Here is a 13,002-nt window from a genome sequence, read left to right on the forward strand (position 1 = left end):
GACGACAGCCATGCACCACCTGTACACCAACCACAAGGGAAGCCCCATCTCTGGGTGTGGGCGGGCGTCGCCATCGGCGGTCGCGTCGATTCGCACACCGGGGTGGTCGACCATCCCAAGCTGGAATGGAAGGGCGCCCCGATCGGTCAGGTGCTCGGTGACGTGCTGGAGCTGCCGGTCTCGGTCGCGCCGCACGTCGAGGCGATGGCCGCCTCGGAGCTGCTGCTGCCGACCTTCGACGCGCGCAGGCCCGAGCCCGACACCGAACTGCCCGCCACCCAGAACGGCAGCAGCCTCTACTTCTACGTCCGCGAGACCGCGGGCATCGCCGTCACCCTCGACGGCCGCGTGCACACCCCGAACAACGGCCCCGGTTCCATCGCGCACCTGCCCACCGGCTCGGACGTGCAGTGCACCTGCGGCCGTCGCGGCTGCTTGGAAGTGACCGTCGGCGATCGCGCGCTGCAGGCCAGGGCCGTCGGCCGCGGCATCATCCCCGCGCACAACGGCACCGCGGGCACCACCATCGCCGACCTGTACCGGGCCGCCGAGTCCGGGTCCGACGGCGCGCGGGAACTGCTCGCGGAGCGGGCCACGATGCTCGGGCAGACCGTCGCGCTGGTCCGCGACATGCTCAACCCCGACCGCGTCGTCCTCGGCGGCCAGGCGTTCACCGGGTACCGCCCCGCGCTGCCGCACGTCGCCAGGGCCTTCACCCAGAGCACCCAGCTCCCGCCCACCGACATCCGGATCAGCGGATTCGGCGGCAAGGTGCAGGAATTCGCCGCCGTCGTCACCTCGCTCAGCGCGCTCTACGCCGACCCGCTGGCGGCCATCCGCCGGATCTGAGCGGAACCTCGGACAGACGAACGGCCGCCTCGACACAGTCGAAGCGGCCGTTCGGCATCCGCTAGCGGGGGTTGAACGCGCCTTCCAGCGCGGTGATGAAGAACGGGAACTGCGCGGCGAAACGGTGCAGGTTGCGGTCGCGGTCGTAGCCGGCGAACCAGTACAGCCCGGGCTGGGAATCGGCCGACGGGTCCATGTCGCGGAAGGCGCGGATCCAGTTGTCGGCCCGGCCGCTGATCACCGTGTACGGCAGGGCGCGGGAGAACACCGTCTCCTGATCGATCGGCGGGATCTGTTCGCGGGCCACGGTATCCAGGCCGCGCTGCATGGCGCGCACCCGGCCCGCGACGGTGTCGCCGAGGGTGGTCCTGGTCGGCTGGGACGGAACCGTCGCCACTGTCACGTTCCGAGAGGTGGATGTGGCGTTGGAACGCAGCACCACCACGATTTCCACTAAGTTGACCGCCGATGTGAAGGCCTTCTGCACCAACGGCGAAACAACTCTCGACGTCCACGCCTCCGCGACCGGCCGGACCACGGCGGACTACCCGATCAAGGACGGCACCGTCGCCGGGACCGCCAAGTTCCCCGTCCAGGTGAAGATCGAGCACGATCCCGGGTACACGTGCGTGCTGCGGCACAAGGAGATCACCGCGGTTCTCGAGGACTTCCGGACCGGTGCGACCCTGGTTCACCACCAGTCCTGACCCGTCGTCCGAGAGGCCCCCGCTCGGCCGGGTCCGGATCGTTTCGCGCCGCGCCGTGTTCGCAGTCCCCGGCGCACACCCGGGGACTGCGAACATGCGCCTCGGAATGCACTCCTGCGGCCCCGGCGGATTCCGGGGTGACGCGGCGGTGACGGCACTCCGCGACCCCGACGGATGGCCACATCCCGGTGTTGCGACTGCCGAGCAGGTGCGTGGGCGAACGTGGCCGTCCTCAAAACCTTGCTGCTGGTTCAGGCGGCGACGATGGCCGGTCTGGCCCTGTTGCAGCTCAAGGGGATCGGCCCGCTCGGCGGGGCGAGACGCTCGTCCTCTCGCCCGCGGTGCGGTCCGGCACGCGCATCATCGACTCCAACGTCGCGATCGCGCTCGGCAAGCGCGCCCGGGACCTGCAGCTTCTTCCGCTCGAAGAGGCCTTTCTCAAGCGGTTCGACGCGCTCGGAGCCGCCGACGTCCGGGTCGCCGACAGAACGATCGCGGAGGGAACGGTCAGAGGCGGGCCGTTGCCGCAGCGGGGTTTCGCGGTCAGCGTCGACCGGGCGGGCCCCGAATACCAGGCGTTGCTCGCCGAACTCACCAACGCCCGGGTGGGCGCGGTGAAGGGCACCGCGGCCGGACGCGGACATCTACAACCGGCTGTACCGAATGAAGATCGCCAAGGAAGGCGGCATCCCGCTGGCCAAGCTCGGCGCGGCGCTGCCGGAGGCCGACCCGGCGCAGCTCGGTTTCGACGTCAGGAAGGACGGTTTCGACGTCACCGTCAACGACCGGACGCTCAACGTGCTGCCGCTGCCGAAAAGGTGAACGCCGGGCCCTATTCTGTCGCCGCCACGCTGCACTGTTCCCGATGCGGCGGCTGCGCCCGGTGCCTGAACTCGAGCAAAACACGCAAACAACAGTTTTCCGGCGCCGCCCCATGCCGGTCGGAACGAACCGAGTTCCGCGCCCGAAACGGATGTTCGGCCATTCGCAGCAATACCCGATCAGCCGCCGCCTCCCGTCCGTAATCGATCGAGCGCGCTGATAACACATTTTTTGATCATTCCCCGAGAAGTGCTCCCGGGTTTTGCAACCATTAGGCGACACGTCCCCGGGTCGGGTAGCATCCGTCTGCGGAAAATCGAATACCGTGCGGGGGGCCACGACTCAGGGGGACCAATGGGGGCGGAAACACGACCGTCGGCGCTGTCGCGGCCGGTGCCGGAAACTGTCCAACCGCGACCGGACCTCCGTCACGTCGGCGACCTCCTGCACGATCTCGTCGGGCACCATCTCGTCCTGATGACCGCGCAGACCCGGCTGTGGAGCGAAAAAGGCGGCGGCTGCAGCCAGGCCGAGCTGGCGCTGCTCACCGGCATGGCCGAAGCGGCGCTGCGGGATCTGCGGCGCGTGTCGGGACTGTTGCGCTCCGGAAGCGCCGCGAATCCGTCGCCGCGCGGGGTCGCCGACTGGGTCCGGGAAATCCCGTCCCGGATTCCGCGCGAGGTGGCCGACGTGTCGGCGACAGTGCGCGGGCCCGATTGCCCGGACATTTCATCAGCGCAGGAACTTCTGCTCGAGCGCATCGTAATGGAGGGAATTTCCAATGCGGCGAAACACCGGGCGGGCGGGCGCGTGTCGATTCTGGTCGAATTCGGCGGCGAAATCGTGGTGACGATCGTGAGCGGCGGAGTGCCCGAACGGCCCGCGCACCGCGAACTCGATCGCGGGCACGGCCTGCGCGGCCTGGCGCTGGCCGTCACCCGATGCGGCGGCCGGGTGACCACGCGCCGAAGATCCGCCGGCCGGTTCGTCCTCGAAGTGTCCCTTCCCCGCTGAACCGCCCGCCATGATCCGGGTGCTGCTCGTGGACGACCTGCCGCTGGTCCGGATCGGCTTGCGCAGCGTGCTGTGCGAACGCGCCGGAATGACCGTCGTCGGCGAAGCCGGGGACGGCGGGCAAGCGGTGGAACTGTGCCGCCGGCTCAAGCCGGACGTGGTGCTGATGGACATCCGCATGCCCGGCATGAACGGACTGGACGCGCTCTCGCACATCACCGGCCCCGGCGGCTGCGACGGCGTGAAAGTCGTGATGTTCACGATGTTCGACCACGACGAGTACCTCTTCACCGCCCTGCGCCGGGGTGCGGTCGGCTTCATCGTCAAGGATTCACCGCCGGACAAGATCATCGCCGCGCTGCGGGCCGCGCATTCGGGCGAGGCGCTGCTCTCCCCGAGCTCCACCGTGCGGCTGATCTCCGCGTTCGTGGCCCAGCCGCCGCCCGGCGAGACCGCCGAAATGCCGGGCGGCCTCACCGAACGCGAGGCGGAGGTGCTGCAGCTGGTCGTCTCCGGGCTGCGCAACGAGGAGATCGCCGAGCGCCTGATGATCAGCTACACGACAGTGAAGAGCCACATCCGCCATCTGCACGAGAAGCTGTGCTGCCGCGACCGGGTGCAGCTGGTGATCTACGGATTCGAGCACGGAATCCGGCAGTGGTGAGCGCGGTGGCCGAAACGACGGTGATCGCCGCCCGGGCAAAGCTCGTGAGCTACGGATTCGAACCCGGCATCCGGCGCTGCTCAGCGAAAAGCGCGGTCAGCCAGCCCCGCAGCTCCGCTTCCCACGCAGGCCGATGGTTGAAACACAGATGATCGCCATCCGCGTAAACCACACTGCGCACCCGCTCCCCCAACGCCGCCCGCAGCGGCTCGCTCTGCGCGACAGGGACCGTCCCGTCCCGCCCGCCGTGGATCTGCAGCACTGGGCATTCGATGTCACCGAGCAACGGCACCACGTCGAAGGCGCGCAAGCGTTCCCGCGCCGCCTGGTCGGACTCCGCGGCCAGGTTGTACCTCATAGTGCGCGGAATCGGCTCCGGCGCAGACTCGTAGACGTCCAAAAGCCGCACCGGAGCCGAAATCACCGCACAACCCGCGACCCGGTGATCAGTGGCCGCGACCCGCAGGGCGAAATAGCCGCCCGCGCTGCCGCCGACCACCGCGATGCGGTCCGGGTCGATCTCCGGCATCTTGACCAGGTCGTCGAGCACCTCGGACACGACGGTCTCCGCATCAGCCCGCCAGGGCACGCCGTCGAACCGCCGCACCTCACCTTGGCCGGGCAGGTCTAGCGCGACTCCGGCCCAGCCGCGGGAAGCGTAAGCGGCGAGCAGGGCGAAGAACTCCTCTTTCACCCCGTCCACCCCGCCCAGGGTCAGCACGCAAGGCACCGGCTCCGCCGCAGGCGGAAGGCTCACGAAAGCCGGGACCGGCGTCTCCCGGCGCACCACGCGCGGCGTGCTGTGGTCAGCGACCAACCCGGCCACTGACACCAGGCGCGTCCACAACCGGCGACGCGCTTCTTCATCGGCTTCGAGGTATTCGGCGACCCGCAGGTAGGCGACGGCGCGGGTCAGGCTTTCGACCGCGCCCACCGGGTCGCCGCGGTCGATGGCGCGTTGCCCCAGCTCTTCGTGCCGGTCGCCGAGGGCGGTCCATTCCCGCACCCAGCCGGACACGGATTTGATGCGCCGCAGAGCATCCACCGCTTCGCCGGGGTCCGCGCCCATGAACAGCAGGCGCGGCAGCAGCGGTTCGCCCGGCCGCAGGCCCAGCACCTTCAACGCGCCGAGAACCCGCAGCGCCAGCCGGAACGGCACCGGGTAGTCGCTCACAGCGCGCCCGCGACCTCGCCAGCGTAGCGGCGCATGGACCGCTCCACCAGCTCCTGCGGCTGGCCGAAGTCGAAGGTGGCGGCAACGGAGGTGCAGTGCAATTGGTCGGCGAGTTCGCGGAGAATGCGTCGGCAGGTCTCGGGCGAGCCAGCCGCCACCGCGCCGCGTTCGACAGCGCCGCGCACCGTGAAGTCGAACCAGCGCTTGCCCAACGCCGGGTAGTGCGCGAAGTCGGCGGGGACTCCGTCGCGGTGGAAGGTGGCGATCGCCGAGGCACCGGCCGCGCGGGTTTCGTCGACGTACCGGCGCAGGTGCGGCTCGGCCTCGGCCAGCGCCCGCTCGTCGTCCTCCGCCACGTGCACATGCACGTTGACCACGATCTGCGGCTGTTCCGCTTTGGTCCACGCGTCCAGGTACAGCCGCACTTTTTCGCCCAGCGACGGCAGATCCGGCGACAGCAGCGGCGCGACCATCAGATTGAACCCGTTGCGCCCGGCCCATTCGAACGTCTCCGGCGTGGTCGCGGCGGCCACCCAGACCGGCGGCGGATCCTGCACGCACGCAGGTTCCACGTGCAGTTCGGGGAACTCGAAAAAGCGGCCGGAATGCGCGAATTCCTTGCCGGTCAGCGCGGTGAGGACGATTTCGACGCCCTCGGCGAACCGGGCGCGGCTTTCGGTCATCGGAATCCCGAAGCCGTCGTACTCGCATTTGAGGAACGCCCGTCCGAGCCCGAGTTCGACCCGGCCGCCGGTGACCTGGTCGAGGGTCGCGACGCGCTCCGCGACGGACAGCGGATGGTGGTAGGGCACCTGCACGACGCCGAGCCCGAACCGGATCCGCGGCGCGCGCCCGGCCAGCGCGGCGATCAGCACGTCCGGCGCGGACAGGATGCCGCCGTGCGGCTGGAAATGGTGCTCGGCGAACCACGCGCGGCCGAAGCCCAGCTGGTCGGCGAGCACGGTCAGCTCGCTGATCCGCCGGAACATGGCGGTCGGCGGCCCGTCCACGGACCCGGCGAAGGTGGGGAGCGAGAACACGTCGGAACTGATGGCCACGGGCTCATCCTTTCGTCGCTGCGAGAAGCCGCTTTGTCTGCTCGGCGCGCGTTTTCGCCAGATGGCGGCAGGCGCGGGCGATCACCCAGGCGGCCCCGGGATCCCCGGCCCATTCGCTGAGCGCGGCCAGGGTCAGGTCCGGATGGGTCTTGCTGATGTCGGACAGCGAATTTCCCACCGATTTGCGCACGTAGTCGCTGGAATCGGCGCGCAATCGGCCCAGTAGTTCCAGAGCATGGTCCGGGTGGTCGATGAAGTACGGGCGTTTCGTCCACACGCGCGGGCCCTCGGCCGCGGCCCGGCGCACGTTGTGGTGTTCGTGGCCCAGCCATTGCTCGATCACCGGCAGGGATTTCTCCCAGCCGCGCACGGCGCAGAACCAGTCGAACCCTTTGGCCAGCGACTCCTGCACGCGCCAGTCGCCGTCCTCCGGCACGGTGCCGAGCAGGAATTCCATCGCCCCGGCGACGGTGTCCGCGGCAGGCCCGAGCGTCATCGCGACGCCCATCCGGAGATTGGTGTCGGCAGCGCCGGTCCACAATCCGATCAGCGCGGTCGTCACGGTCTCGGGATCGGCTTGATGCCGTTTCCAGAACGCGGCTGTGTTCTTCCGCAATTGCGGCACCGACACGTCCGCAGTGGTTTCCTTGAACTCTTTCCGCAGCGACGCCGAACTCACGCGGCCACCGCCTTCACCGGCGCACCGCGCAACGCCAGAGCCAGCACCACCGCGACCACACCGGCGCCAGCGAGCACCCAGAACCGGGCGTCGACGCCGACTCCCTGCACCAGCAGGCCGCCGAACACCGGGCCGAGAATGGGACCGATGCCCTGGATCAGCCGGTTGGCGCCGAGCGCGGACCCGACCCGGCGCGGGTCCAGCTTCAGGACCTCGTCGGTGACCATGGTGGTGGTCATCGAGATAGCCGGGCCTTCGGCCAGTCCGACGAACGCGTAGATGATCGCGACGCTCACCACCGACACCCCCGCCAGCGGCAGCAGCGCCAGCGCCACCACGACCAGCGCGATGCACCCGATCAGCACCGGCTTGCGGCCGATTTTGTCCGAAATCGCGCCCGCCACCGTGGTCCCGACCGACGCCACGACCTCGTACGGGATGAACACGAACGCGATCAGCCACGCGGACGCGTTCAGCGCGGTCAAGCTGAACGGCACCAGGAAAGTGGCGGCCACGCCGACCGCGAACGCGACTCCGGCCACCAAACCGGACACCACCACGGTCCGGTTGGCGAACCAGGTGAACGTCTGCGCGAACGCCTTCGGCAACGTACTCGGCAGCTTCTCTTTCAAGCTCTCCGGCAGCAGGGCGGCCGCCACGGTGGCTACGGCCAGCAGCGCCCCGTCCACCCAGAGCACCAGCTGCCAATTCCCGCCCGCGGCCAGCAATCCGCCGAGGACGTACCCGAGCACCGAACCCGCGCCGATGCCCCCGGCGAGCACGCCGATCGCCTTTCCGCGCTGCTGAAAGGAGAACAGATCGGCGGGCACGGTGAACGTCGGCGACAGGAACAGGCCGCGGCCGACGCCGAACACCAGCCACCCGGCGATCAGCAAAGCGGGCCCGGACGACGACAGCGCGGCGAGGAAGATGCCGACCGCGCTGACGCCGAGCCCGACGGTGATCGGCGGTTTGCGGCCGTACCGGTCGGCGAGCACACCGGCCGGGACGTTCAACACCGTCATCACCAGCGACGACACCGCGAGCAGCGCGCCGAGACTCGAGGATCCGAGCCTGAGCTCCGCGGCGATGTGCGGCAGCGCCGGGAAGACCGACATCATCACCGCCCACACCAGCACCACGCAGCCCGTCAGCACCGCAAGGGTATTGCGGTGCGGCGACTGCCAGACGCTGTCGGGACGGACTTCGCCGGTTCTTCGCTCGGCCATGCTTTTCTCCTTTGCCACGACGGCTTTTCCCGGCAGGGCCATCGCGTGCGGAAGGGTTATCCGCCCGACGGGCCGGACACGAAGTCCCGGATCGCCGAAGCGACCTCGGCCGGGTGTTCCAGAAACATGAAATGACCAGCGTCGGAAACCACGTGCAGCCGCGCATCGGGAATGCGCTCGGCGAGGAGTTCGGCGCTGCTGACCGGAGTGCTCCGGTCCTGGTCGCCCGCGATCACCAGAGTGGGCGCGGTGATGCCGGCGATGCGTTCCCTCAAATCAGGGTGCCGCAGCTGAATGAGGTTGCGGTGCACGGAGAACGGCACCCACGACCAGCTCGCGATGACCCGTTTCGCGACCTCGGGGTACTGCGGCAGGAAGAAGAACGGGCCCGCCCGTTCGTTGGATTCCGCGATGACATCCCGGTAGGTCTCCTCGGTGACCGGCGGACGCTTCCACTTCATCTCGTAGTGCGCGGCCGCCCCCATCAGCACCAGCGAGCTGACCCGAACCGGTCGGTCCAGCGCGAAAACCATGGCGGTCACCGAACCGAGCGAGTGTCCCACCACGACGGCCCGGCGCCAACCCAGCGCGTCCAGCACGGCCGCCAGGTCGTCGGCGCACTGCTGGGCGGACAGCGGAACATCCTCTTTGGAGGACAGCCCGTGCCCGCGCAGGTCCACGCTCGCGCACGGTCGTTCCCCCGAAAGCCGGGCCGCCAATTCGGCGAAATGCGTGTGATTGTCCCGGTTTCCGTGCAGGAAAACCATCGGCGTCGCGCGCGGGTCGCCGTGGTCCACCCGGACGAAGAGCTGGGCTCCGTCCGGCAGCGTGACCACCTTGCCCTCCGCGGTGCGCGCGGTCAGCTCTCGCGTCATGTGGGTTCTCCCATTCCGATCTCGACCGGCACCGGGCCCTGGCCCGCGGCGTCGCGGCTCACCGCCAGCACCTCGGTGACGGCGTCGCGCGTGGTGTGCGTGCCGGAGATCTGCCGGACCAGGCGGCCGAGGCGGTCCACCACGATCAGGTAAGGCTCCACGTTCGCCGACAGGCCCAGCTCGCCGCTGAACCCCCGGTCCCAGTCCAGCAGCACCGGCACCTGGTGGCCCTGTCCGGCGATCTTGTCCTTCACGAAGTCGCGGGTGATGAAATGCGGCAGCTGGTCCACCACCGCCACCAGCCGGACGTCCAGCTGCGGGGCCAGCTTGCGGATCCGCTCGATGCGCTGCTGCGCCTCCTCGCTCTTCGCCTGCCCCGCGACCACCAGCACGGTCAGATCGCCCGGGCCGTCCGAGACATCGGCCGGGTGGTCGGCCAGATCGGTGAGCAACGTCAACTGCTCGCTGATGTCCCGTCCGTCGCTGCGGCCCAGCCGCGGCGACGAACCGTTCACGTTGAACGTGGAGAAGCCGATCGCGTCCGCGACCCGGCGGCCGATCTGCCTGCTGATCTCGATCGCGTACTCGGCGTTCTCCACGCCCTGGCCCCACGGTTTGGTGCGGATGCCCGGCTGCTCGTCGAACTCGATCAGGCTCAGCCCGACGCTGGCGATCACCGACAGCTTCACGTTCGTCCACAGCGGCATCAGGCTCGCCATCGCCCATTCCTGCCCGATGCCCGCGGAGGTGACGATCTGCGCGGCCACCTTGCCCTGGAACGCGGTGCCCTTGACGTCCGCGGCGACCTCGTAGTTGTAGTACTGGTACTGGAGTTCGTCGGCGTTGGCCGGCTCGCACCGGTCCAGCCACTGCTTCCAGGTGAAGGGCAGCCCGAGCGCGTAGACCGGCGAGGCGAAGACGAACGCGTCGGCCCATTTGATGTGCTTGTACAGCTGGATGTAGCGGTCCTCCGGCCGCTTGAACAGATGACACGGCGTGCGGTTCATGCAGTCGCCGCATCCGTCGCAGTCGACGATCGGGTAGTCGACCAGCCGGATCACCCGGGTCGCGGCCCCGACCTCCTCGGCGCCGCGCATCGCCTGCCGGCACAGGAATTCGCTCGCGCTGGGCCCGCTGGTCTTGGGCGAGCCGCAGATGCCGAGCACGTTCTTCGTCCGCATGTCAGCGATCCAGCCGTTTCGGCATCTTCTGGCCGTCCTTGAGCAGCCGCCCGCGCGCGAGCACCTCGCGCGGGATCGCCTCGACCTGGGCGAAGCGCTCGGAGAAGAACTCGCGGCACACGTTGTTGCCCCAGAACACGCCCTCCTCGGTAAGCGAGATCGCCTCGTCGGTGACGACGAGCAGGCCCTGTGCGGTCAACCGGGCGATCTGCTCGGCGAACACCTCCACCGCGTCGCGGTCGAACAGTTCGCGGAACATCCGCCGGTCGACGCTGAACAGGCGCAGCCCCTTGGCCATCTGCCCGCACATTTCCTCGTCGCGGTCGGCCTTCGAGCCGATCAGCACCGGGAGATCGCCGCCGTCCACGCAGCCCTCGTACTCCGCCAGCGGACCCTTGTTGACGTACATGTACCGGCCCAGGTAGCCGAACGCGGCCGCGCCGACGCCCAGCAGGTCGCGCTGTTCGGAGAAATACAGCACCGCGTGTTTGTTGATCTTGCCGGGCAAAGCGAAGTCGTACACCGAGTACTGCTCGTAACCGGCGTCGCGCAGCATCTGCGAGGCGAGCCGGTACAGCGTCACTTCGTGCTCGTGGTCGCCGGGGCGGGCCAGCTTCTCCTTGTCGATCAGCGAGTGCAGGCGGGTGAACGGCGGGATGATCAGCGAGAACAGGGTGACGTGGTCGTAGTGCCAGTCGATGGCCTCCTGGACGTCGGCCCGCCACTGTTCGACGGTCTGGCCGGGCAGGTTGTAGATCAGGTCGATGCCCACGTTGTCGTAGCCCGCCCGGCGGGCCTGCCGGGTCGCCTCGCGGGACGTTTCCGGCTCTTGTGGGATTTCCAGCGTGGCGGCGAACGCGTCGTTGAACGTCTGCACGCCGAAGCTGATCCGGTTGCAGCCCGCCTCCCGCGCGGCCACGAGCTTGTCGTAGGTGAAGTTGGACGGGTTGCCCTCGATGCTGAATTCGGCGTCGTCGGCGAAGCGCAGCCGGTCCTGGCAGTGCTCCAGGAAACCGGCCATCTGCCGGGCGGTCATGCAGCTGGGCGTGCCGCCGCCGATCGCCAGCGACCCGAACGTCATCGAGGACACCCGCCGGGTCTCGGCGTACCGGGAGACCTCGGAGTTCAGCCGCAGCAGGTAGGCGTCCATCTTCGCCTCGTCCATCAGCTGCTTGTTGAACGGGCAGAAGTTGCAGATCTTGTCGCAGAACGGGATGTGCACGTACATCGCGTTCTGGCCGGGGCGCGGATTCGGCTGGTCGAGTTCCATCAGCGCGGCCAAATCAGCCGGCTGGGGCGGAGCTTCCGGCAGCGGGTAGTGCGAAACGCAGATCCGCTCGCGGCTGGCGTAGGGAATGGTCGGCGTGCTCACGCGGCACCTCCAGAGGCCTTGATGTCCAGGTCGATGACGTCCCGCTTGCGAGCGAGCGATTCGGCGAGTTTCTGCCCGACGGCCTTGATCTCGTCGGAGTAGAAGGCCTTGGCCACGTCGTAGCCGAACAACGTGCCGGTCGGCGTCAGCCGCACGCCGTCCTCGTCGACGGTGATCAGGTCCCGCTCCGCCAGCTCAGCCAGCAACGGGCCGAACAGGTCCTCGGGCTGCGCGCCGTGCCGGGCGACGAACGTGGCGCGCTTGACCTCGAGCATGCGCAGGCCCATCGCCATGGTGGCGCGCGGCTTTTCCGGTTCGGGCGTCTGCTGTCCGGCGTTGATCGGCGGCAGGCCGCGCTCCGTGAGCTCGCGATAGCGCTTGAGTTCGGCGACGTTGACGTAGGTGTACTCGTTGACCGTCCCCATCGCGCCCGCTCCCAGCCCGAGCAGGTCCTCGAACTGCTCGAAATGGATGCGCGCGTGCCGGTAGGTGACCTCCGGCAGCGAGAAGTCCGGCACGGACGTCTGCACCAGCCCGAGGTCGCCGAGGTGGTCGGTGGCCGCGCGGGCCAGTTCCAGCTCGTGGCCGAGTTCGCCGACGCTGGCGATCTTGCGCTCGTGGACGTCCCGGAACAGCTTGGTGTGCGGCATCACCGACAGCGGGAACATGGTGACCTGCTTGACGCCCGCGGCCAGCGCGCTCTCGATGTCGGACCGGACGTGCGCCGCGGTCTGGCCGGGCAGGTTGTAGATCAGGTCGATGCTGATGTGGTCGATGCCCGCGGACTGGGCCCAGCCGATCACCCGGCGCGAGGTGTCGCCGTCCTGGGCGACGTCGCTGGCCCGGCCGATCTCGTCGTCGAAGGTCTGCACGCCGAAGCTGACCCGGTTGATCCCGGCCGCCGCGACCTGCCGGAGCTTGTCGTCGGTCACGGTGATCGGGCTGCATTCGAGGGTGAACTCCGCGTCGCCGACGAAGGAGAACCGCTGCCGGGCGTGCCCCACCAGATCGGCCAACTGCTCCGGCTCGAGGATGCTGGCGGTGCCGCCGCCCATGTACAGCGAACCGAACGAAGCGCCGTCGAAGTACGCCGCGGCCGCGTAGTTGTCCATCTCGCGCTTGAGGTCGACGACGTACTGCCGGATGCGTTCGGGGTCCTGCTTGTACTTGACGAACGGGCAGAACCCGCACAGGTACTGGCAGAACGGGATGTGCATGTACATCGCCTTCGGCCCGGGCGTCGGGGCCGGCGCGGCCAGGCCCATCTGCCCGGCGATCGCCGCGTGGTCCGGCGGCGCCCACGGCATCGGGTAGCACATGATCGGGTAGCGGTCCCGTGCCGCGAACGGCAGCGCGGGTTCCCGGGTTGCTGTCATCG

At 69.0% G+C, this 13,002-nt stretch carries 15 protein-coding genes; 5 read left to right on the forward strand and 10 right to left on the reverse strand.

The genetic code is table 11. The annotated features are described in order from the left end of the window. The coding region (locus ACWDNU_RS11675; protein WP_449668749.1) for an ROK family protein at window positions 1–849 on the forward strand (849 nt) is incomplete at its 5' end. 61 nt (window positions 850–910) lie between these two features. On the opposite strand, the gene ACWDNU_RS11680 is transcribed toward ACWDNU_RS11675, so the two are convergent. Next, complete coding sequence (locus ACWDNU_RS11680; protein ID WP_449668750.1) at window positions 911–1,252, reverse strand: hypothetical protein; 342 nt, start codon at window positions 1,250–1,252, stop codon at window positions 911–913. Window positions 1,253–1,262: 10 nt separating this feature from the next. On the opposite strand from ACWDNU_RS11680, the gene ACWDNU_RS11685 reads away from it, so the two are divergent. After that, entirely contained in the window at window positions 1,263–1,556 is a 294-nt protein-coding gene (locus tag ACWDNU_RS11685) for a hypothetical protein (RefSeq protein ID WP_449668751.1), read from the forward strand. Between the two features lie 251 nt (window positions 1,557–1,807). Here the strand turns inward: ACWDNU_RS11685 and ACWDNU_RS11690 are convergent, their stop codons facing one another. Beyond that, window positions 1,808–2,200, reverse strand: a complete 393-nt coding sequence (locus tag ACWDNU_RS11690; protein ID WP_449668752.1) for a hypothetical protein — start codon at window positions 2,198–2,200, stop codon at window positions 1,808–1,810. 19 nt (window positions 2,201–2,219) lie between these two features. Between ACWDNU_RS11690 and ACWDNU_RS11695 the strand changes: the two genes are divergently transcribed. The 3 genes from ACWDNU_RS11695 (at window position 2,220) to ACWDNU_RS11705 (ending at window position 4,056) form a co-directional block, all read left to right on the forward strand. Further along, entirely contained in the window at window positions 2,220–2,378 is a 159-nt protein-coding gene (locus ACWDNU_RS11695; protein WP_449668753.1) for a hypothetical protein, read from the forward strand. A 354-nt stretch (window positions 2,379–2,732) separates the two neighbouring features. Further along, window positions 2,733–3,392, forward strand: a complete 660-nt coding sequence (locus ACWDNU_RS11700) for a sensor histidine kinase (protein ID WP_370937674.1) — start codon at window positions 2,733–2,735, stop codon at window positions 3,390–3,392. Window positions 3,393–3,402: 10 nt separating this feature from the next. Next, window positions 3,403–4,056 carry a response regulator gene (locus tag ACWDNU_RS11705; RefSeq protein WP_370937675.1) on the forward strand — a complete coding sequence of 218 codons (654 nt, stop codon included), beginning with the start codon at window positions 3,403–3,405 and terminating at the stop codon, window positions 4,054–4,056. A gap of 49 nt (window positions 4,057–4,105) precedes the next feature. On the opposite strand, the gene ACWDNU_RS11710 is transcribed toward ACWDNU_RS11705, so the two are convergent. The 8 genes from ACWDNU_RS11710 to ACWDNU_RS11745 are packed head-to-tail and all read right to left on the reverse strand — an operon-like array spanning window position 4,106 to window position 13,000. Further along, complete coding sequence (locus ACWDNU_RS11710; protein WP_449668754.1) at window positions 4,106–5,230, reverse strand: alpha/beta hydrolase family protein; 1,125 nt, start codon at window positions 5,228–5,230, stop codon at window positions 4,106–4,108. Further along, on the reverse strand, window positions 5,227–6,288 hold the full coding sequence (locus tag ACWDNU_RS11715) for an LLM class flavin-dependent oxidoreductase (RefSeq protein WP_449668755.1): 1,062 nt from the start codon (window positions 6,286–6,288) through the stop codon (window positions 5,227–5,229). Before ACWDNU_RS11715 ends, ACWDNU_RS11710 begins: the two co-directional genes overlap by 4 nt. Window positions 6,289–6,292: 4 nt before the next feature. Beyond that, window positions 6,293–6,967, reverse strand: coding sequence for a DNA alkylation repair protein (locus ACWDNU_RS11720; RefSeq protein ID WP_449668756.1), 675 nt, complete (start codon window positions 6,965–6,967; stop codon window positions 6,293–6,295). Next, complete coding sequence (locus ACWDNU_RS11725) at window positions 6,964–8,196, reverse strand: MFS transporter (protein WP_449668757.1); 1,233 nt, start codon at window positions 8,194–8,196, stop codon at window positions 6,964–6,966. Before ACWDNU_RS11725 ends, ACWDNU_RS11720 begins: the two co-directional genes overlap by 4 nt. Before the next feature lie 56 nt (window positions 8,197–8,252). Beyond that, entirely contained in the window at window positions 8,253–9,071 is an 819-nt protein-coding gene (locus tag ACWDNU_RS11730) for an alpha/beta fold hydrolase (RefSeq protein WP_449668758.1), read from the reverse strand. After that, the gene (locus ACWDNU_RS11735; RefSeq protein ID WP_449668759.1) at window positions 9,068–10,252 is read right to left on the reverse strand and encodes a flavodoxin family protein; all 1,185 of its coding nucleotides are present in this window, start codon (window positions 10,250–10,252) and stop codon (window positions 9,068–9,070) included. The genes ACWDNU_RS11730 and ACWDNU_RS11735 overlap by 4 nt, the downstream gene beginning before the upstream one ends. Window position 10,253: 1 nt before the next feature. Further along, entirely contained in the window at window positions 10,254–11,624 is a 1,371-nt protein-coding gene (gene hemW, locus ACWDNU_RS11740; protein ID WP_449668760.1) for a radical SAM family heme chaperone HemW, read from the reverse strand. Continuing rightward, window positions 11,621–13,000, reverse strand: coding sequence for a coproporphyrinogen-III oxidase family protein (locus ACWDNU_RS11745; protein WP_449668761.1), 1,380 nt, complete (start codon window positions 12,998–13,000; stop codon window positions 11,621–11,623). Before ACWDNU_RS11745 ends, hemW begins: the two co-directional genes overlap by 4 nt. Window positions 13,001–13,002: the final 2 nt, after the last annotated feature.

The organism is Amycolatopsis sp. NPDC003676, from assembly GCF_053587275.1.